Origin of the sequence: Teichococcus oryzae (assembly GCF_008386565.1) — a bacterium.
GTDB lineage: Bacteria > Pseudomonadota > Alphaproteobacteria > Acetobacterales > Acetobacteraceae > Pseudoroseomonas > Pseudoroseomonas oryzae.
Map to the genome: position 1 here is coordinate 32,535 of NZ_VUKA01000004.1, position 19,081 is coordinate 51,615.

At 71.4% G+C, this 19,081-nt stretch carries 17 protein-coding genes; 8 read left to right on the forward strand and 9 right to left on the reverse strand.

Features of this window, described 5'->3' with window-relative positions:
* Window positions 1–80: 80 nt before the first annotated feature.
* Window positions 81–2,900, forward strand: a complete 2,820-nt coding sequence (locus F0Q34_RS10525; RefSeq protein WP_277755277.1) for a PAS domain S-box protein — start codon at window positions 81–83, stop codon at window positions 2,898–2,900.
* Window positions 2,901–2,910: 10 nt separating this feature from the next.
* Here the strand turns inward: F0Q34_RS10525 and F0Q34_RS10530 are convergent, their stop codons facing one another.
* Together F0Q34_RS10530 and F0Q34_RS10535 are read right to left on the reverse strand one after the other, a co-directional pair.
* Window positions 2,911–4,407: a CoA-acylating methylmalonate-semialdehyde dehydrogenase gene (locus F0Q34_RS10530; protein ID WP_149812183.1), complete on the reverse strand. Its 1,497-nt coding sequence runs from the start codon at window positions 4,405–4,407 to the stop codon at window positions 2,911–2,913.
* A 14-nt stretch (window positions 4,408–4,421) separates the two neighbouring features.
* Window positions 4,422–5,573, reverse strand: coding sequence for an iron-containing alcohol dehydrogenase (locus F0Q34_RS10535; protein ID WP_149812184.1), 1,152 nt, complete (start codon window positions 5,571–5,573; stop codon window positions 4,422–4,424).
* Between the two features lie 110 nt (window positions 5,574–5,683).
* On the opposite strand from F0Q34_RS10535, the gene F0Q34_RS10540 reads away from it, so the two are divergent.
* Window positions 5,684–6,586, forward strand: a complete 903-nt coding sequence (locus F0Q34_RS10540; protein WP_149812185.1) for a LysR family transcriptional regulator — start codon at window positions 5,684–5,686, stop codon at window positions 6,584–6,586.
* A 6-nt stretch (window positions 6,587–6,592) separates the two neighbouring features.
* Here the strand turns inward: F0Q34_RS10540 and F0Q34_RS10545 are convergent, their stop codons facing one another.
* From F0Q34_RS10545 to F0Q34_RS22635, 3 genes are read right to left on the reverse strand one after another with little or no spacing between them, the layout of a single operon-like run.
* Window positions 6,593–7,174: a nitrile hydratase subunit alpha gene (locus F0Q34_RS10545; RefSeq protein WP_149812186.1), complete on the reverse strand. Its 582-nt coding sequence runs from the start codon at window positions 7,172–7,174 to the stop codon at window positions 6,593–6,595.
* Window positions 7,171–7,455, reverse strand: a complete 285-nt coding sequence (locus F0Q34_RS22630) for an SH3-like domain-containing protein (protein WP_149812187.1) — start codon at window positions 7,453–7,455, stop codon at window positions 7,171–7,173. Before F0Q34_RS22630 ends, F0Q34_RS10545 begins: the two co-directional genes overlap by 4 nt.
* Window positions 7,452–7,763 (reverse strand): SH3-like domain-containing protein, encoded by a 312-nt coding sequence (locus F0Q34_RS22635; RefSeq protein WP_149812188.1) that lies wholly within the window; start codon window positions 7,761–7,763, stop codon window positions 7,452–7,454. The genes F0Q34_RS22630 and F0Q34_RS22635 overlap by 4 nt, the downstream gene beginning before the upstream one ends.
* 119 nt (window positions 7,764–7,882) lie before the next feature.
* Here F0Q34_RS22635 and F0Q34_RS10560 point away from each other — a divergent pair, with 119 nt between their 5' ends.
* The 4 genes from F0Q34_RS10560 (at window position 7,883) to F0Q34_RS10575 (ending at window position 11,708) form a co-directional block, all read left to right on the forward strand.
* Window positions 7,883–8,704: a CoA transferase subunit A gene (locus F0Q34_RS10560; RefSeq protein WP_149812189.1), complete on the forward strand. Its 822-nt coding sequence runs from the start codon at window positions 7,883–7,885 to the stop codon at window positions 8,702–8,704.
* Window positions 8,701–9,459, forward strand: a complete 759-nt coding sequence (locus tag F0Q34_RS10565) for a CoA-transferase (RefSeq protein WP_149812190.1) — start codon at window positions 8,701–8,703, stop codon at window positions 9,457–9,459. Before F0Q34_RS10560 ends, F0Q34_RS10565 begins: the two co-directional genes overlap by 4 nt.
* Window positions 9,456–10,700, forward strand: a complete 1,245-nt coding sequence (locus F0Q34_RS10570) for a CaiB/BaiF CoA transferase family protein (protein ID WP_149812191.1) — start codon at window positions 9,456–9,458, stop codon at window positions 10,698–10,700. The genes F0Q34_RS10565 and F0Q34_RS10570 overlap by 4 nt, the downstream gene beginning before the upstream one ends.
* Window positions 10,701–10,781: 81 nt before the next feature.
* Window positions 10,782–11,708 (forward strand): DMT family transporter, encoded by a 927-nt coding sequence (locus tag F0Q34_RS10575; protein WP_149812192.1) that lies wholly within the window; start codon window positions 10,782–10,784, stop codon window positions 11,706–11,708.
* Here the strand turns inward: F0Q34_RS10575 and F0Q34_RS10580 are convergent.
* Entirely contained in the window at window positions 11,686–13,356 is a 1,671-nt protein-coding gene (locus F0Q34_RS10580) for a methyl-accepting chemotaxis protein (protein ID WP_149812193.1), read from the reverse strand. The genes F0Q34_RS10575 and F0Q34_RS10580 overlap by 23 nt on opposite strands.
* Before the next feature lie 215 nt (window positions 13,357–13,571).
* Here F0Q34_RS10580 and F0Q34_RS22075 point away from each other — a divergent pair, with 215 nt between their 5' ends.
* Together F0Q34_RS22075 and F0Q34_RS21785 are read left to right on the forward strand one after the other, a co-directional pair.
* Complete coding sequence (locus F0Q34_RS22075; protein ID WP_194163320.1) at window positions 13,572–15,140, forward strand: hypothetical protein; 1,569 nt, start codon at window positions 13,572–13,574, stop codon at window positions 15,138–15,140.
* Window positions 15,141–15,218: 78 nt separating this feature from the next.
* Window positions 15,219–15,656 carry a hypothetical protein gene (locus F0Q34_RS21785; RefSeq protein ID WP_161600833.1) on the forward strand — a complete coding sequence of 146 codons (438 nt, stop codon included), beginning with the start codon at window positions 15,219–15,221 and terminating at the stop codon, window positions 15,654–15,656.
* 64 nt (window positions 15,657–15,720) lie between these two features.
* Here the strand turns inward: F0Q34_RS21785 and F0Q34_RS10590 are convergent, their stop codons facing one another.
* The 3 genes from F0Q34_RS10590 to F0Q34_RS10600 are packed head-to-tail and all read right to left on the reverse strand — an operon-like array spanning window position 15,721 to window position 19,080.
* The gene (locus F0Q34_RS10590; RefSeq protein ID WP_149812194.1) at window positions 15,721–16,962 is read right to left on the reverse strand and encodes a heme biosynthesis HemY N-terminal domain-containing protein; all 1,242 of its coding nucleotides are present in this window, start codon (window positions 16,960–16,962) and stop codon (window positions 15,721–15,723) included.
* Window positions 16,962–18,335: a hypothetical protein gene (locus tag F0Q34_RS10595; protein WP_149812195.1), complete on the reverse strand. Its 1,374-nt coding sequence runs from the start codon at window positions 18,333–18,335 to the stop codon at window positions 16,962–16,964. The genes F0Q34_RS10590 and F0Q34_RS10595 overlap by 1 nt, the downstream gene beginning before the upstream one ends.
* Complete coding sequence (locus F0Q34_RS10600; protein WP_149812196.1) at window positions 18,328–19,080, reverse strand: uroporphyrinogen-III synthase; 753 nt, start codon at window positions 19,078–19,080, stop codon at window positions 18,328–18,330. The genes F0Q34_RS10595 and F0Q34_RS10600 overlap by 8 nt, the downstream gene beginning before the upstream one ends.
* Window position 19,081 lies beyond the last annotated feature (1 nt).

The window sequence follows — 19,081 nt, forward strand, 5'->3', positions numbered from 1 at the left end:
CACGGAGCAGCACGCTGAGCGAGCGGCCTTTTCCACCGGAGGAGGCGGCGCGGCTGGCGGCGCTGCACCGGACCGGCCTTCTGGACACCGCGCCGGAACCGGCCTTCGACGAACTCGCCAGGCTCGCCACGCAGCTTTTCGACGTGCCCCTGGCGGCCATCCAGCTGGTGGATGCCGGGCGGCAATGGAGCATGGCGGAGATCGGCCTCGGCCGGCGCGAAACGCCGCGCGATGCCTTCTGCGATCGCGCCCTGCTCGCGCCGGACGGGCTGGAAGTGGCGGATGCGGCGCGTGACCCGCGCTTCGCCGGCAGCCCCCTGGTCACCGGCAGGCCGGGCATCCGCTTCTTCGCCGGCCAGCGGCTGCTGGTGGATGGCCAGCCCATCGGCCTGTTCTGCATCATCGACACCGCGCCCCGGCCCATGGGGCTGGATGCGAAGCAGCGCGCCTTTCTGCGCAGCCTGGCGAGCCAGGCCTGCGACCGGATCGCGCTTCGCGGCGCCGCCGGAAAGAACACGGCGGAGGCGCTGCGGCGCCAGGCCCTGGAAAGCGCCGTCGACTACGCCATCATCACCACCAGCCCCGAAGGCGCCGTCACCAGCTGGAACGCGGGCGCGGCCAGGCTCCTGGGCTGGGGTGAGGCCGAGATGCTGGGCCGGGATGTGGGGCGGGTCTTCACCGCCAGGGACCGCGAGGCCGGCCATCCGCAGGCGGAGCGCCAGCGAGCCCTTCTCAAGGGGCAGGATACCGGCAATCGCTGGTACATGCGCAAGAATGGCAGCCGGCTCTGGGGCCGTGGCGAGGTAGCGCCCCTGCGGGACGCGGCCGGGCATCTCACCGGCTTCCTGAAGGTGATGCGGGACCGCACCGAGGAACACCTGGCCCAGCGGGCGCTGGAAGCGGCGAATGAACGCTACCGCCTGGCCGCCCGCGCCACCAACGACGCAATCTGGGACTGGGACCTGGAAACCCGCAGCGTGCTGTGGAACGAGGCGCTGGAAGCCGCCTATGGCCACGCCCCCGCCAGCCACGCGCATGACGGCGACTGGTGGCTGTCGCAGATTCACCCGCAGGACCGGGCACGCATCCACCACAGCATCCAGGCCGCGATCGGGGGCGAGGGCAGCCAGTGGACCGAGGAATACCGCTTCCGCCGCGCCGATGGCAGCTACGCCGACGTGCTGGACCGTGGCTTCGTGATCCGCGACGATGCCGGCCGCGCCACCCGCATGATCGGCGCCATGCTCGATCTGAGCCGCAGGCGTCAGGCGGAACAGGCGCTGCGCGAAAGCCAGGAAAGGCTGCGCCTCGCCACCGCCGCCGCCGGCCTCGGCACCTTCGACTACCATATCCCCAGCAACACGCTGTTGTGGGATGACCGTTGCCGTGCCCTGTTCGGCATAAAGCCCGGCGCGCCGGTCAGCTATGCCGGCAGCTTCCTGGTCAGCCTGCACCCGGAGGACCGCGACGCCGCCGACGCCGCCGTGCGCAGGGCGCTCGATCCGTCCGGTTCCGGCGCCTATGTCACCGAGTACCGCACCATCGGGCTGTCGGACGGGGTGGAACGGTGGGTGTCCGCCGCCGGGCAGTGCTTCTTCGAGAATGGTCAGCCGGTGCGACTGATCGGCATGGCGCATGACGTCAGCGCCCGCCGCCATGCGGAGCAGCAGCTGCGCGAGCTGAACGAAACGCTGGAACAGCGCATCGAGGAGCGCACCCGCAGCCTGCGCGAGGCCGAGGAGGCCCTGCGGCAAAGCCAGAAGATGGAGGCGATCGGCCAGCTCACCGGCGGCATCGCGCATGACTTCAACAACCTGCTGACCGGCATCAGCGGCAGTCTGGAGATCCTGTCCCTGCGCATGGCCACCGGGCGGCAGGAAGGGCTGGAGCGCTACATCATCACGGCGCAGGACGCCACCGCGCGGGCCGCCGCCCTGACGCACCGCCTGCTGGCCTTCGCGCGGCGCCAGACGCTCGACCCGAGCCCGGTTGAGGTGAACGCGCTGGTCGCCGGCATGGCGGACATGATTTGCCGCAGCGTCGGCCCGGATATCCGGGTCGATGTCATCGGCCCGCCCTCCCTGCCCCCGGTGCTGTGCGACCCGCACCAGCTGGAGAATGCGCTGCTGAACCTGTGCATCAATGCGCGGGACGCGATGCCCGAGGGCGGCACGCTGCGCATCACCACGGCGGCGGTGCGGCTGGAAGGCGAAGCGGCTGCGGCGCTGGGCCTGGCGCCTGGTGCCTATGTCCGCCTCAGCGCCGCCGACACCGGCAGCGGCATGGCGCCCGATGTCGCGGCGCGTGCCTTCGACCCGTTCTTCACCACCAAGCCCATGGGCCAGGGCACCGGGCTCGGACTGTCCATGGTGTATGGCTTCGCGCGGCAAAGCGGCGGGCAGGCGCACATCGCCAGCATTCCGGGCCTCGGGACCACGGTGCAGCTGCATCTGCCGGTGCATGCCGGGACGGCTGAAGCCGAAACCGCCACCTCGGCCTCGGACATGCCCGTGACGCCCGTGGGAGGCGAGGTGGTGCTGGTGGTGGATGACGAGGCCACCATCCGCCTGCTGGTCACCGAGGCGCTGGCGCAGTGCGGCTACAACGTGCTGGAGGCCGAGGACGCCGCCTCCGGCCTTGCGCTGCTGGACACGGCACAGCGGCTCGACCTCCTGGTCACGGATATCGGCCTGCCGGGCGGCACCAATGGCCGGCAGCTGGCGGATATGGCGCGGCTCCGCCGGCCCGGCCTGCCGGTGCTGTTCATCACCGGCTATGCCGAGAACGCGGTGATCGGCCAGGCGCCGCTGGAGCCGGGCTTGCAGCTGATGACCAAGCCCTTCTCCATCGCCGCGCTGGCCGAGCGGGTCGCCGCCATGCTGTCAAAGGATGGCGGCTGACCTGACCGCCTCAGCCATGCACCGGCATGGTGAAGCTGGCGCCGGCGCGGATGCCCTTCGGCCAGCGCACCGTGCCGGTCTTCAGCCGGGTGTAGAAGCGCACCCCTTCCGGCCCGTGCACGTGGTGGTCGCCGAACAGGGAGCGTTTCCAGCCGCCGAAGGAATGGAACGCCATCGGCACCGGGATCGGCACGTTCACCCCCACCATGCCCGCCTTGACGCGCGACAGGAAGGCCTGCGCCGTGTCGCCGTCGCGCGTGAAGATGGCGGCGCCATTGCCGAATTCATGGTCGTTCACCAAGCCCAGCGCCGCCTCGAAATCATCCGCGCGGGCGATGCCGAGGACGGGGCCGAAGATTTCGTCGTCATAGCAGGCCATGCCCGGCTTCACGCGGTCCAGCACCGTGCCGCCCAGGAAGAAGCCTTCCTCATATCCCTGCAGCATCAGGCCCCGCCCATCCACCAGCAACTCGGCGCCTTCCCGCACGCCGGCCTCGATGTAGCCCGCGACCTTGTCGCGATGCGCGGCGGTGACCAGCGGCCCCATCTCCGCTTCCGGGTCGGTGCCCGGCCCGACGCGCAGGGCGCGCACCTTGGGCAACAGGCGCTCGATCAGCGCGCCGGCGGTGCGCTCCCCCACCGGCACGGCGACCGACACCGCCATGCAGCGTTCCCCGGCGGAACCGAAGGCCGCGCCCATCAGCGCATCCGTCGCCTGGTCCAGATCGGCATCCGGCATGACGATCATGTGGTTCTTGGCGCCGCCCAGCGCCTGCACGCGCTTGCCCGCTTCCGTCGCGCGGCGATGGACATATTCGGCGATGGGCGTGGAGCCGACGAAGCTGACGGCATCGACGGCCGGATGATCCAGCAGCGCGTCCACCGCCGCCTTGCCGCCATGCACCACGTTGAACACGCCATCCGGCAGGCCGGCTTCGCGCAGCAGCAGGGCCAACTCATTGGCGAGGCTCGGGTCGCGCTCGGAAGGCTTGAGGATGAAGGCGTTGCCGCAGGCCAGCGCGACGGGGAACATCCACATCGGCACCATGGCGGGGAAGTTGAACGGCGTGATGCCCGCCACCACGCCGAGGGGCTGGCGCAGCGCCACGGAATCGATCCCGCGCCCCACGGATTCGCTGAACTCGCCCTTCAGCAATTGCGGAATGCCGCAGGCGAATTCCACCACCTCCAGCCCGCGCGCCAGCTCGCCCTTGGCGTCCGACAACACCTTGCCATGCTCGGCGGTGATGATGGAGGCGAGCCGGTCGGTGTGCCGCTCGATCAGGTCGCGCAGGCGGAACATCACGCGGGCGCGCAGATGCGGCGGCGTCGCGGCCCAGTCCGGCGCGGCCTTGCGCGCGGCGGCGACGGCCAGATCCACCTCGGCGGCATCAGCCAGGCCGAGCTGCGCCGTCACCGCACCGGTCGCCGGGTTGTAGACCGGGGACCGCTCGCCGGTGCGGCTCGGCACCTCGATGCCGCCGATATGGTGGTGGATGATCTTCATGGTCGCGTTCCTCGTCATTCGGCCCAGACCTGCTGGTACAGGGCCTGGATGGCGGCCTCGTCCGGCACCATCGGATTGTTGGCGGGCGAGCCGGAGGCGATGGCCTGTTGCGCCATCAGCGGCAGCAGGCGGAACCACGCCGCCTCCTCGATGCCGTAGGCGCGTGGCCCCGGCACGGCGAGATCCCTGTTGAGCGCGCGCAACTCGTCCAGCAGGGCGGCGACGGCGAAGGCATCATCCCGGTCGCTGCCCGCCAGCCCCATGGCGCGGGCGCAATCGGCGTAGCGGCGCTCGGCGGCGGGCGCGGAATAGGCCGTCACGGCCGGCAGCAGCATGGCGTTGGACAATCCGTGCGGCACATGGAAATGCGCGCCGATCGGGCGGCTCATGCCATGCACCAGCGCCACCGAGGCGTTGCTGAAGGCGATCCCCGCCTGCGTCGCGCCGAGCATCATCGCCTCGCGCGCCGCCCGGTCCTGGCCGTCGCGATAGGCGCGGCGCAGATGGCCGGCGATGGCGCGCATGGCGTTCAGCGCGAAGCCATCGGAGAACGGGTTGGCGCGGCGCGACACATAGGCCTCGATCGCGTGGGTCAGCGCATCCACGCCGGTATCGGCGGTCAACCGCGGCGGCTTGCTCAGCGTCAGCTCGTAATCGACGATGGCGGCGACGGGCAGGAAGGATTGCCCGATGCACAGCATCTTCTCATGCGTTTCGCTGTCGGTGATGACGGTAAAGCGCGTCGCCTCCGAGCCGGTGCCGGCGGTGGTCGGGATGCCGATCACCGGCAGGGCCGGGCCGGAGTTCTGCGCCGGCGCCTTGTAGTCCCGCATCCGGCCGCCCTGCTTCGCCAGCACCGCGACGGCCTTGGCCGTGTCGATGGGGGAGCCGCCGCCCAGCGCGACGAGGCAGTCATAGTCGCCCGCCAGCACGGCGGCGCGGGCGCGGTCCACCGCGTCGGTGTCGGGTTCGGGCACGGTGTCGGAAAACACCGCCGCCCCGCCCAGCAGGCCTTGCAGCCGCTCGGCCAGGCCGAACTTCACCATCATCGGGTCGGTGACGATCAAGGGCCGCGACAGGCCGAGGCTTTCCAGGACAGCCCGCGTTTCCGCGAAGGCGCCGCCGCCGATCCGCAGGATGCCGGGCAGCGCAATGGCCGCGATCATGAATGGTTCCTCCCCATGGCCTTGTTTCAAGAACCGAGGCTAGGCCGCTCCTCCCTTGCGGAAAACAGGAAATGCCGCCGTTATCCTGTGCGCAAATGCCGAAGGCCCCGATGTCCCGCCGCTTCGATTGGAATGACCTGCGCTACCTGCTGGCCGTCTCCCGCGCCGGCACCGTGTCGCTGGCCGCCCGCCGCATGGGGGCCGACCACGCCACGGTGATCCGCCGCATCGACGCGCTGGAACAGGCGCTGGGCGTCAAGCTGGTGGAGCGCAATCCGCGCGGCTACCACCTGACGCAGCGCGGCGAGGCGCTGCTGGCCTCGGCCCGCCGCATGGAGGAGGAAGCCGAGCGCGCGCAGCACGCCCTGGCCGGGGGCGACGCGCCCTTGTCGGGGCTGGTGCGCATCTCCTCCCTCGAAGGCTTCGGCAATTTCTTCCTGGCCGGGCGGCTGCCGCGCTTCGCCGCCCGCAACCCCGATGTGGCGGTGGAGCTGATCACCATCCAGCAGATCCTGGCGCTGTCGCGGCGGGAAGCCGACCTCGCCATCACCCTGCAGCCGCCCGACAGCGACCGCTTCCTGCGCGAGAAGCTCACCGATTACGCGCTGCTGGTCTATGGCTCGGTCGGGTATCTTGCCCGCGCCCCGGCCCTGCGCTCGGCGGACGACCTCGCGGCGCATCCCTTCATCAGCTACATCGACGATCTGGTGTTCATGCGCGGCCTCGACTATCTAGACGAGATCCGGCGCGGGCTGCGCGCCCGGCTGCAAAGTTCCAGCCTACACGCGCAGATGGAGGCCGCCTGCGCCGGGCACGGGCTTTGCGTGCTGCCCGCCTTCATGGCCCGCACGCGCCCACAGCTGCGCCCCGTGCTGCCGGACACGCTGCGCCTGACCCGCAGCTACTGGCTGGTGTCGGAAGCGGCGGCCGCCGGCACAAGGCGCCTGCGCGCCATGCGGGACTTCATCCGCGCCGAGGTGCGGGCGGAACAGGCGCTGTTCCTGCCACCCTGAGGGCGGTCAGGCGGTGGGAATGGTGACGCCGATCAGGTCGGTGTCCCGGATCAGCCCCGCCAGACGCGCAGCGTCCCAGCCTTCCGTGCCGGAAGGGCGGCGCGGCAGCACCATCCAGCGGTAATCGGCGGTGGAATCCACCACGCGCAGCCGGGTTCCGGCCGGCAGCTCGGTGCCCCATTCCTCGCGCAGCAGCCCGCGCGGGTCGCGCACGGCGCGGGCGCGGAAGGCGGCGGATTTGTACCAGTGGGGCGGATAGCCGAGCAGCGCGCGCGGATAACAGCTGCACAGGGTGCAGACGATCAGGTGATGCAGCGCCGCGTCATTCTCCACCACGCCCAGCGGCGGGGCGCCGATGAGGAAGATGCCCATCTCCTCCACCGCGCGGGTGCCATCGGCCAGCAGCCGGGCGCGGAAGCCCTCATCGGTCCAGGCACGCGCCACCACCTCCGCGCCGCGCGCGGGGGATGCGGCCTGCATGGTCTCGTCGCTCTGGCGCAGCGCCGCCTCGGTCACCACGCCCTTCTCCAGCAGCAGGCCGCGGAAGCCGGCGAGCAGCCGGTCGGTCGGGATTTCGGTGAGGTTCATGCGGCCTCCAGCCAGTGCTCGTAGATTTCCACCAGGAACTCGTCGCCCGGCTGGTTCTCCGGCCAGATCGAATCCTGGGCGAAGCGGACATGGTAGAGCGGGATGCTCGGCGCGGGGCGGCCGAAGGCCAGGTCCTCGGGGTTCGGGAACTGCCCCAGCGGGCGCAGCACCACGCCCTCGCGGCCGCGCAGGTAATGCGGCGTCCGGATATGGACCGGGCCCTCGGCCTCGGGCCAGGAATCGCGCACCCTGACGGCGTCGCCCGGCGCGAAGCGGCTCATGCGGACAGCCTCGCGCGGAGTTCCGCCTCGGTGATGACGCCCTTCTCCAGCATCATCCGCACCATCGAGTACAGCCAGCGCTGGTAATAGGAAGAGCGGTCATAAACATCCGGCGGCAGCCCCTCGATGCCGCGCCGGAGCTCGTCCGTGCGGAACAGGCCGGTGCCGCCCAGCACCTGGCGCAGCGCATCCACGTCGCGGTCGAACGGGGTCATCTCATGGTGGCTCTTGTCCACCTGCTCGCAGGCGAAACGGGACACGCCGCCCATGTCATGATGCGCGCGTGCCGGGGCATCCTCAGGCAACATCACGGTTCCTCCATTTCATTCCGCGCAGCGTCGGATGGAAGGCGGGGCGGCGTCAACCGGCCGGTTTTTGCCTTCGCGGCGAGGGAGTCTATGCTGCCGCCCCGGAGGATCGGAACGCAATGAAACCAGAGGCTGTCGAGGCGCTTGCCGCCCGCATCCCGGACGGCGCCCGCGTGGCTTTGCCGCCGGACAATTCCCTGCCCTCGCTGGCCCTGGCGAAGGCGCTGATCCGCAAGGGCGCGCGAGGGCTGCGGCTGATCGGCGTCCCGGTGTCCGGTCTCGCCACCGACATGCTGATCGGCGCCGGCTGTGTTGTGGAAGTGGAAACCAGCGCCGTGAGCCTGGGCGAGGCCGGCTTCGCCCCCCGCTTCTCCGCCGCGCTGAAGGAAGGCCGCATCACGGTGCGGGACGCCACCTGCCCCGCCATGCACACCATGCTGCAGGCCGCCGAGAAGGGCGTGCCCTTCATGCCGCTGCGCGGCCTGATCGGCAGCGACATCCTGCGCAACCGGCCCGACTGGAAGGTGATCGACAATCCCTTCGCCGGGCATGATGGCGACCCGATCGTGCTGCTGCCCGCCCTGCAGCCGGATTTCGCCCTGTTCCACGCCGTGCTGGCGGATCGCGAAGGCAATGTCTGGGTGGGCCGGCGCCGCGAATGCGCCACGCTGGCGCATGCCTCGCGCCACGCGTTGGTGACGGTGGAGCGCCTGCATCCCGGCAATCTGCTGGAGGATGAGCGCCTCGCCCCCGGCACCATCAACGCCACCTACATCACCGCCCTGGCGGTGGCCGAGCGGGGCGCGCATCCGGTGGCGCTGCTCGACGAATATGGCGCCGACAACGGCCATGTGGCCGCCTATGCCCGCGCGGCCCGGACGGCCGAGGGCTTCCAGGCCTGGCTGGCCGAGCATGTGCTGGCGCCGGAGGCCGTGGCATGACGGACGCGACGATCCGGCCCGAGGAGCGCCTGGCCGCCGTGCTGGCGCGGCTGATCCTGGACCCCGCCGCGCCGCCGGCCCGGCACATCGCGGTGGGTGCCGCCTCCCCCATCCCGGCCGCCGCCTGCTGGCTGGTGAAGAAGGCGGGGCATCCAGTGCGCCTGTCGCTGCTGCACAAGCGCAGCGGCAATCCCTTCACCGAGGGCACGCGCGAATTGTTCGACCTGACCGGCCAGGGGCGCATCGACCTGTTCTTCCTGGGCGGCGGGCAGATCGACGGCCAGGCCAACATCAACCTGATCGGCACCGGGGAATGGCCCGGAATGGGGGTGCGCTTCCCCGGCTCCTTCGGCAGCGCCTTCATGTACATGATGACGCCGCGCACCATCCTGTTCCGCGAGGAGCATTCCACGCGCGTGCTGGTGCCGCGGGTCGAGCATGTCTCGGCCCCCGGCGTGTCCGCACCCGGCGTGTTCCGGCGCGGCACGGCGCAGGCGCTGGTCACCGGCAAGGGTGTGTTCCGCTTCGACCCGGCGCGCGCCCGCTTCACCCTGGACAGCGTGCATGCAGGCGAGGACGCCGCCAGCCTGCGCGATGCCACCGGCTTCGACTATGACGCGCCCGAGCCGGTTCCGCTGACCCCGGAGCCGACGCCGGAGGAGCTGGCGCTGTTGCGCGGCCCGGTCTGCGACGAGATGCTGGAAACCTATCCCGAATTCTGTGCCCGCGTGTTCAACAGGAGACAAGCCGCATGACCGACGCCATCCCCCTCCCCGAAGGCAAGGGCCTGGCCGCTTCCGCCGGCGCCCTGGCCGGGCTGAAGGTGATCGACCTGACGCGGGTGCTCGGCGGCCCCTATTGCACCATGATCCTCGCCGACCATGGCGCCGAGGTGATCAAGATCGAGCCGCCCCAGGGCGACGAGGTACGCGAATGGGGCCCTCCCTTCGGCCCCGAGGAGCTGGGCGGCGCGGCCAGCTATTTCATCGGCGTCAACCGCAACAAGCAATCCGTGGCGCTCGACCTCGCCAAGCCGCAGGGGCGGGAGGTGCTGCTGCGCCTGCTGGAAGACGCCGATGTTCTGGTGGAGAACTTCAAGCCTGGCTCCATGGAGAAATGGGGCCTCGGCTACGAGGCCGTGCTGCGGGAGCGTTTCCCTAAGCTGGTGCATTGCCGCGTGTCGGGCTTCGGCGCCACCGGGCCGCGCGGCGGGCTGCCGGGCTATGACGCCATCGTGCAGGCCATGGTCGGGCTGATGTCGATCAACGGCACGCCGGACAGCGGGCCGGTGCGCATGGCGACGCCGATCGTCGACCTGGCGACCGGCCTTTATTCCTCCATCGGCATCCTGATGGCGCTGCAGGAACGGTCGCGCTCCGGCCAGGGTCAGTTCGTGGACATGACGCTGCATGATTGCGGCATGGCCCTGCTGCACCCGCACGCCGCCAACTTCCTGCTCAACGGCAAGCGGCCGAAGCCGACCGGCAATCCGCACCCGAACATCTCGCCCTATTCGGCGTTCCGCACCAGCACCTGCCAGATCTTCGTCGCCTGCGGCAATGACCCCGCCTTCCGCAAGCTTTGCGCCTTTCTGGGCCTCGACAGCCTGCCGGACGACCCGCGCTTCCGCACCAATGGCGACCGCGTCACCAACCGCGACGCGCTGACCGCTATCCTGGAAGAGCGGCTGTCGGAGGAGGACGGCCATTCCCTCTGCGACCGGTTGCTCGCCGCCGGCCTGCCCGCCGGGCCGGTGCTGAACGTGGATGAGGCGCTGGCCGAGCCGCACACGGAGCACCGCGCCATGGTGACGGAGCTGGGCGGATTCCGCGCCCTGGGCACGCCGGTGAAGCTGTCCCGCACGCCGGGCGGCACCCGCGCCGCGCCGCCGCGCTTCGGCCAGCATGGCGAGGCGGTGCTGGGCCGCCATGGCTATTCGGCGGAGGAGATCGCGGCCCTCAAGGCGGAAGGCGTGCTGTTCGACCGGCGCCGCTGATTCCCGGGCAAGGAGCGGCGGTGGCGGCCGCCGGCGGTGCCGCTAGGGTGCCGCCATGCCAATAACGCCGAGTCCCGCTCCATGACGCCCCGCCTGTGGGGATTGTTGCTGCTGCTGTCCCTGCTCTGGGGCGGCAGCTTCATGTTCATCAACATCGCCGTTCAGGCCTGGCCGCCTTTGACCGTGGTGCTTTCGCGCGTGGTCCTGGCTTCCGCGCTGCTGTGGCTGCTGGCGGGGATGCAGCGGCAGCGCCTGCCCCTGACCAGGCCGGTGCTGCTCGCCTGCCTCGGCATGTCGCTGCTCAACAACCTGATCCCCTTCATCCTGATCGCCTGGGCGCAGCAAAGCATCTCGAGCAGCCTGGCCTCGGTGGTGAATGCGGCGACGCCCGTGCTCACCGCCCTGGTCGCGCATGTGGCGACGCGGGATGAGAAGCTGACCGGCCCGCGCCTGGGCGGCGTGCTGCTGGGCCTCGCCGGGGTCGCCGTGCTGGCCGGGCCCGCCGCCTTCGCGCCCGACGACGGCAGCGGCGCTGAGTTGCCGGGCATCCTGGCGGGGCTGGGCGCGTGCCTGAGCTATGCGATGGCCGCGGTCTGGGGGCGGCGCTTCCGGCGGCTGGGTGTGGCGCCGCTGCCGGCGGCGGCGGGGCAGACCAGCACCTCCATCCTGCTGGTGCTGCCCCTGGTGCTGTGGTTCGACGCGCCCTGGAACCTGTTCTGGCCGGATGGGGCGACCCTTCTGGTCATCCTGGCACTGGGGCTGCTGTCCACCGGCCTCGCCTATGCCCTGTTCTTCCGCATCCTGGCGGAAGGCGGCGCCACCAACTCCGCGCTGGTGACGCAGCTTGTGCCGGTGACGGCCATCCTGCTCGGCGTCATCGTGCTGGGCGAGGCGCTGTTGCCCCGCCACCTTGCCGGCATGGTGCTGATCGCGGGCGGCTTCGCCTTGCTGGATGGCCGCCTTTCGCGGCGTTTCGCGGCACGGCTCAGGCGGCCTTCACCTCCTTGAGGAAGCGGGCCACCTGCTGGCGCAGCGTGTCGCTGGTTCCGGACAGCTCGCCGGCGGCGACCCGCACCTGATCGGCGGCGCGGCCATTGTCTTCCGCCGCGCTGCGCACCACCGCCGTTTCCCGCGACACGGCCCCGGCCGCTTCCGCCGTGCCGGCGATGTTGCGGGCGATCTCCTGGGTGGCGGCGCCCTGCTCCTCGACGGCCGCGGCGATGGCGGCGGCGGTCTGGTCGATCTCGGCCACCACATGCGCGATGGCGCGGATCGCCTCCACCGCCAGCCCGGTGGCGCCCTGGATCGCGCCGACCTGCTGGCCGATCTCCTCCGTGGCCTTCGCGGTCTGGGAGGCGAGCGACTTCACCTCGGACGCCACCACGGCGAAGCCCTTCCCCGCCTCGCCGGCCCGCGCCGCCTCGATGGTGGCGTTCAGGGCGAGCAGGTTGGTCTGGCCGGCGATGTCGGAGATCAGCTTCACCACATCGCCGATCCTGTTGGCGGTTTCGGCGAGCTCGCGCACCGCACGGTCGGTCCGCTCGGTTTCCTCGACGGCGCGGCGCGACACCTCGGCGGAGCGGCTGACCTGGCGGGTGATCTCGCCGATGGAGGCGGTCAGCTCCTCGGTGGCCGCCGCCGCGGTCTGCGCGTTGCTCGACGCGCCTTCCGAGGCGGTGGACAGGGTGCGGGTGAGACGGGCGCCCTCATCGGCGCTGCGGGTCATTTCAACGGAAGTGCCGTTCAGCCGCTGCGCCGCGCCCTGCAGCGTGGCCAGGGCCTGGCTGGTTTCCTCGCCGAAGCGGCCGACCAGCGTTTCCAGCCGGCGGCCGCGCTCTTGCTGCGCGCGATCCACCTCCGCCTGCGCCGTGGCGAGGCGCTCGCCTTCCTGCACCTTGGCGCGGAACACCTCCAGCGCGCGGGCCATGGCACCGATCTCGTCGGCATTGTCCCGGTCGGCCACCGGGACCGACAGGTCGCCGGCGGTCATGCGTTCCATGCTGCCCGTCAGGCGCAGCACCGGCAGGCTGACGCGGGCGATGAGGTTGAAGCCGATCAGCGCCACCAGCACCGCACCGGCGCACAAGGCGGCGATGATCATCCAGAACGCCGTGTCATAAGTGCGGCCGGCCAGGTCCGTGGCGGCATGGGCGCCATCGATGTTGTAGGCCGTCAGCTGGTCCAGCGTCTTGTCGAAGGCCTCGAAGGCTTCCCGGATGACGCCGCCGGTGCGGATCGCCGCGCCCCCCTTGTCCCCGGCATGGCTCATCGCCTGGGTTTGCGGCAGCAGCTCGACATAGGCGGCCCAGTTGCGCAGCAGCTCCTGATGGAGGGCGCGCGCCTGCGGGCTCGTCGCCAGCCGCTCATATTCGGCGATGGCGCGGCCCGCGCGGGCCCGTGTGGCGTCGATGTCGCGGTCGATCGCCTGCAGGGTGGCCAGGTCGGTCATGACGATGTGGCGCATCACCAGCTGGCGCAGATGCAGCCCCTGGCGCGCGATGCCGCTGCTTGCCTCCAGGCCCGGCAGCCAGTTGCGGGTGATGTTCTCGGAAACCGTCTGCATGGTGGCCATGCGCTGCAGCGCGAAGCCGCCCAGGGCCACGAAGCTGAGCAGCATAACGGCCAGCGAAGCGGTGATTCGGGTCTTAAGGCTCACAGGGATCCTCCCGGGCGGGGCTGACAAGTCGGTTGACGCCTCGCGGCAGTGTGAGCCCGAAGAATGAAAAAATTCCTTTCGGAGGCGTTCCTGATCGCCGCTGGCCATGCTGGCCGGCCGCCCCATCCCGCTCAGGGTTTCTTCATGTTCATCCCGAAGGATCAACCAAGGATCGCGGCAGGAGGCCCGGACACGAAATCCGAGGATCATCCCAGGTGCCGCCCCCGATCTCAGCCCATGGCGACGTGCCCAACACCATCCTGGAAAACAACCGGTCCGGCGACTGGATCGGCAGGCTGACGCTGAGCACGCCGGAGCTGCCGCTGGAAGCCGAGCTGACCGGCGCCGGCGCCCGGTTCTTCGAGGCCTCGGTGGATCATCCCAGCGGCGCCATCACCATCCTGCCGGTCATGACCTTTGACCGGGAAGGCTATGCGGCGGGCGCCGACCCGGTGTTCACCTTCGGGCTGCGGGTCAGGCTGGCCGGCGGCTGGCAGGAGGTCAGCGGCAGCTGGTCGGTGACGCTGCTGGGGATCGAGGACGCGCCGCCAAGCCGCATCTTCTTCGCCGCGGGCGGCTTCGTGCTGGAAAGCGACGTGGGCGGCATCATCGGCCGCGTCCAGGGCGGCGATCCCGACACGGGCACCAGCAAGCTCACCTATGCGCTGGTCGGCCAGGATGACTGGTTCTTCGAGATCGTCGACAAGAACATCCTCAAGCTGCGCGAGGGCGTCGATCTGCTGGGCCTCGGCGGCACGGTGAAGCACATCATGATCGAGGTGTCCGACGGCTTCCACGAAGCCGCCTTCCTGCTCGCCATCGATGTCCTGAACACCACCGACGAGGACACCACGCCCGCGCCGCCGCCGGTGATCCCGCCGCAGGACCCTCCGCAGGAGCCGCCCGGCGGCGATGGCGGCACCGATCCCGGCGGTAACGGCCCTGGCACGGGCGGTCCAGGCACGGGCGACCCCGGCACGAATGATCCAGGCACGGGCGATCCCGGAACCGGGGATGGTGGCGGCACCACCCCTGGCAATCCCGGCCCCGAAACCCCCAGCCCAGGAACACCTGACCCAGGGACACCTGGAAACCCGGACCCCGACCCAGGGGAGCCAACGGAGCCGAACCAGCCGCCGCCCGATCCTCCTCCGCCCCCTCCCCCACCCCCGCCGGCGGAATGGCATGTCCAGGCGCAGCTCACGGTCGGTCCGGCCGGAAGAATGGTCGTGACTTGGCAGGCGGAACAGGACCGGGGCCAGCCGCAACCGGTCCTGCTGTCCGGCGCGGAGCAATGGCAGCCGCCGGATCTCGTGCTCCGCAACCTCGCCACGTGGGTGATCCCGCGCGAAGGCCTGCCGGCCGAGCTGCAACTGGCCGACGCGCTGGTGGCGCTGGCTTCCTCCGGCCATGCCGGCTCATGGCCGCTGCTGCCGAATGCTCCCACAAGCCTGATCGGCCTGTTTCACCTGATCCTGGACCAGGAACCGGCCTCCGGCGCCGCGCTGACGGATCAGCAGGTGGTGGCGCTGCTGTTGCAGCCTGGCGAGGATCAAAGCCTGAACGGTGCGCATTTCAGCTTCGAGACGGAGCGGAGCTTCGCGCTGGGCTTGTCCGGCGCGGCACGGCTGGTCGAACCCGCCCTCCATCCGGGCGAGGCGCCGCGCGCCGGCTCCTGGAGCCCCGCCGCGACGGAAGCCGGATTCGCGGCGGCCTTGTTCGGCTCCACCTTCCCGGGAATGGCCCATCCCGAAACGGCCCAGCCCGATCTGCTTGGATGGTAGAGAAACCCGCCGGCATTTCTTGCGAGGCATTCTCATCCGCTCTAGCGTTCGGATGGAACAGCAGGGGAGTTCCAGCCCGTGGCAACACATGGCCTGCCCATCTGGCCCTGGACGCAGTCGGAGGCCGACGAACTGCCCCCGCCCGAGCGGCTTCTGCTGGATGTCCTCCGCAGCGGAATGATGGCGGCGGCGAAAGGGCATCCTGTTCTGCCGGCGCTGCGCCTGGTGCTGGTCACGGAAGATGCGGTCTCGGCAGCGCCGGCGCTGGACATGGTGCTGCGGCTGGCGCAGCGCCATGTGTCTCCCGCGCCGCCTTTTCATTCCGGCCTGACGGATGACGAAGCCGCGCTGCTCCTGGCTTTCGCCCTGGGCCAGCGCGCCCCCCGGCGGGAAGCGCTGGCGGCGCTGCTGCGCCTCATGCCCGCGCCGGAGGCCACGGCGGCCCTGCCCGCCCTGTTGCAGGCGGGGTCATGCCTGCGGCGGGCGGGCCTGCTGTTGCGCAACCCGCTGCGCTGATCGGTCGGGCGGGACCGCCCATGCCGGGGAGGTGGGTTCCCCGGCCGGTTTCAGCCCGCGCTGGTCAGCCCCAGGCGATGCGGCCTGGCGTGTTGCACTGGTCGCAAACCGGCTTCCAGGCGGCATGGGTTTTTCCGCAATGGCCGCAGCGCCAGCGGGGCTCCGGCCTGGCGCTGGTCGCGGCCCGCAGCCACTTGGCCTCGGCGGTCCGGAACACCGGCCCTTCGCCATGTTCCGCCTGTTCCAGGTCGACCAGCAGCAGATAGGCGCGGGCATCGGCCTCGCCGCTCTCGACCAGCGCTTCCAGTTCCGATCTCGCCCGGCCCGTCAGCCCGGCCAGCAGGGCCAGCCGTGCCAGAAGCAGCCGGCTTTCGGCATGGGTGCGGTTTTCCGCCACCAGCGCTTCCGCCAGCTTCACCCGGGCCAGCGGGTCGGCCTCGCCTTCCAGATAAGCCTGGGCGATGTCCGGATGCGGTGCCGCGCGCCAGCCCTGCTCCAGCACCGAGCGGGCCTTGCGGGTGGAACCGGCGGCAGCCAGCCGGGCGGCATGCGCCACGGTGGCCGGGGCGAAGGCCGGATCGGCCTGGAAGGCCTGCTTCTCGTAATCGGCGGCCCGCGCCGGCTCCGGCTCCTGCTGGGCGGCGGCCAGGGCCAGGGAAGCCCTGGGTGTGTCGGCCGGCGCCAGGGTCAGGGCCTCCCGCCAGTCCTGGGTGCGCAGCGCCAGCATGGCGCGCTCCTCGCGCAGCCAGGTGGTGCCGGGGCGCGCGGCCTCGGCTTCCCGCGCCAGTTGCTGCGCCGCCGGCCAGTCCTGCCGCTGGATCGCCTGGCGCAACAGGCCGCGCAGGCCGATGAAGCGGGCATCCTCCCGCTTGGCCAGGGCCTGGAAGGCTTCGGTGGCGGCGGCTTCCTGGCCGGCCATGCGCTCGGCCTCGGCGGTCAGCAGCAGCAATTGCGGGTTGTCGCCCATCAGGCGCCGGGCGCGCATCACCTCGCCGCGCGCCGCTTCCGGCGCGCCCGCGGCCATGGACACCAGCGCCCTGGTCAGCGCGGCCTCGCCCTTTTCCCGGTTGCGGGCCTCGCGCTTGGCGCGCGCCCGCGCCGGCCAGTTCACCAGGGCGCGCCAGGCGACCAGCAACAGGTGCAGAACGGTGAACAGCACCACCAGCAGGATCAGCAGCACCGGCAGGGACAGGCCGATGAAGGTGTCGCCGACGCGCACCTCCACCACGCCGCCCAGGCGCATCAGCCCCCAGGCAATGCCGACAACAACAAGACACAGCAGCAGGAGCTTGATGGCGCGGCGCATCAGCCCTGGCCCCCGGCGCGCAGCGTTTCAAGCGCGGCACGGGCGGCCAGCAGCCCGCGCGCCTCGCCCAGCCATCCGCTCATGGCCGAGCGCACCGGCCCCGGCAGCGCCTCCACCTTCTGCACGGCGGCGGGCAGGTCGCCCGCATCCAGCGCGCGGCGGGCCTCCTCCAGCTCGCCGCTGATGGCATCGCCCCAGACCACGTCTTCCCCGCGGCGCACCGTCACCAGGTTGCCCAGGCGCTGCGCGGCGGATTCCCACACGGTCTGCCCTTCCGTGGAAGGCTGAGACTGTGCCCGGGCGGCGCGGGCCGCGTCGTCGAAGGACAGGCGCAGCGAGGCCTCGGTGGGCGGCGCGGCGGATGCGTAGCGCGACAGGGCCGCCGGCGCCTCCCCCGGCAGGTTGGCGAGCGCCCGCCCCAGCGGGCGGCCGGCGGCCAGCGCGCTATCGGCGGCGGTGGTGGCGACCAGCACCGCGAGGCGGCGCTCGGCCACGTCCAGGCGGGATTCACGCTGCTGAAGCACGGCGAAGCGGGCATCCAGCTCCCGGTCGCGCGCCGCAAGCCGCTCGGCCGATGCGCGCTCGGCGGCCGCCATGCGCTCGGCCGATTCACGTTCAACCGCGGCCACGCGCTGCTGCATGGCGTTCTCCACGGCGGCGAAACGCGGCCCCAGCGCGGCTTCGGCCGAGGCGATGCGCTGCGCCAGCTGCGACTCGGCGCCATTGATGCGCTGGGACAGGGAACGCTCGGCGGCCTCGATGCGCGCATCGGCGGCACGCTGCAGCGCCTCGCGATCGCTGCGCTGGCCGGCCACCTGGTCGCGCAGGGCCTGGATCTGGTTGTTCTGGGCGGCGGCACCTTCGCGCAGCGCGGTTTCCAGCGCCGCGAAGCGCTGGCCAGCCTGGCCTGTCTGTCCGGCCAGCGCCTGCACCTGACCTGTCAGGGCCGGCAGCGAGGCTTGGCCCTGCTCCAGGCGATCAATGCGGCCAAGATCCACCCGGCCGCGATCCGCCAGGGTGATGCCAAGCGCCGCGAGGGCAACAATGCCGCTGACCACCGCCACCGGCAGGGCGAGGCGGTCATGCCGCTCCGGCGCAGGGGGCGCCGAAGCGGGACGCGGCACGGAAGGCGTGCCCGATTCCGGGCGCGGCTTCGGCGGCACCGTCGCCGCGGGCGGGGTTGCCTCCATGGGCCGGGCGGCGTCGGCCGGCTTCGCGGGCGCCGCCTTCGCCTCGGGCGCCGCCGGGGCGGAAGCGGGGGAAGATCCGGCCCCCGCGGGCGGCGCGCCCGGCGTCACCTCGGGCGGGCGACCCTTGCCGCCATTCTTGCGGCCCGGATCAGACTTCGGGGTGTCTTTCGGCGTATCACTCATTTTCTGCTCCTGCCCCTCGCTGTCCGGTCACCGGCGCCCGCCCCAGCAGAGCCAGCAACGCCTGAAAATCGGGCTTCGCCGTAGCACGGATCCCTCTCCAAGGCATGCCCGCCAGAACCGCCGCAATGCGGGGAGACAGGGCCAACGCCTCGATATCACGCAAGTTTTCGATCAGGCCCGCCCGATCCAGCAGGGTTTGCGCGATGCTGGCCGAGCGTGGGGACAAAAACAGCGCCGCACGCACCCTCCCCGCCCGAAGCGCTTCCCCGGCCGAATCGGGCAGCGCATCGGCCGGCTGCGCCAGATAGGTGACGCGCCGCTGCACGGTGAAGCCGCGCTCCCGCAGGGCCTGGGCCAGCAGGGTGCTGTAGCCACGGCCCACCGCCAGCAGCAGCGGGCCACGCGCCGGATCAAGGCGCCCGGAAACCATGACGGCGAGGGAGGCGGCATCGCCCTCCGCTTCCGAGACATCCGTGAAGCCGGCGCGCCGCGCCTCGGCCGCGGTGCCAGGCCCCACCGCCAGCACCGGCCAGCCAGGATCGGCGGTGCCGGCCAGGGCCCGGGCGGCGGCGCGGCTGGGCAGCACCAGCGCCTGGGGCCGCATGCCCGCCTGGATGCGCAGCGGCAGCGGGCGCAGCACCAGCGCGGGCGCCAGCACGGGCATCCAGCCCATCGCCGACACCGCCTCGGCCGTTTCGGTACAGCCCGGCTCCGGCCGGGTGATCAGCACGCCGGGCGGCAACAAG

Coding starts and splice junctions, on each gene's coding strand:
- F0Q34_RS10545 (WP_149812186.1), bottom strand. CDS start 7,174: ATGAACCTCACCGAAATCCCGACCGACCGGCTGCTCGCCGGCTTCCGC.
- F0Q34_RS10575 (WP_149812192.1), top strand. CDS start 10,782: ATGACGCCCCGCCTGTGGGGATTGTTGCTGCTGCTGTCCCTGCTCTGG.
- F0Q34_RS10530 (WP_149812183.1), bottom strand. CDS start 4,407: ATGAAGATCATCCACCACCATATCGGCGGCATCGAGGTGCCGAGCCGC.
- F0Q34_RS10540 (WP_149812185.1), top strand. CDS start 5,684: ATGTCCCGCCGCTTCGATTGGAATGACCTGCGCTACCTGCTGGCCGTC.
- F0Q34_RS22635 (WP_149812188.1), bottom strand. CDS start 7,763: ATGTTGCCTGAGGATGCCCCGGCACGCGCGCATCATGACATGGGCGGC.
- F0Q34_RS10570 (WP_149812191.1), top strand. CDS start 9,456: ATGACCGACGCCATCCCCCTCCCCGAAGGCAAGGGCCTGGCCGCTTCC.
- F0Q34_RS10535 (WP_149812184.1), bottom strand. CDS start 5,573: ATGATCGCGGCCATTGCGCTGCCCGGCATCCTGCGGATCGGCGGCGGC.
- F0Q34_RS10595 (WP_149812195.1), bottom strand. CDS start 18,335: ATGAGTGATACGCCGAAAGACACCCCGAAGTCTGATCCGGGCCGCAAG.
- F0Q34_RS10560 (WP_149812189.1), top strand. CDS start 7,883: ATGAAACCAGAGGCTGTCGAGGCGCTTGCCGCCCGCATCCCGGACGGC.
- F0Q34_RS22630 (WP_149812187.1), bottom strand. CDS start 7,455: ATGAGCCGCTTCGCGCCGGGCGACGCCGTCAGGGTGCGCGATTCCTGG.
- F0Q34_RS10590 (WP_149812194.1), bottom strand. CDS start 16,962: ATGCGCCGCGCCATCAAGCTCCTGCTGCTGTGTCTTGTTGTTGTCGGC.
- F0Q34_RS10565 (WP_149812190.1), top strand. CDS start 8,701: ATGACGGACGCGACGATCCGGCCCGAGGAGCGCCTGGCCGCCGTGCTG.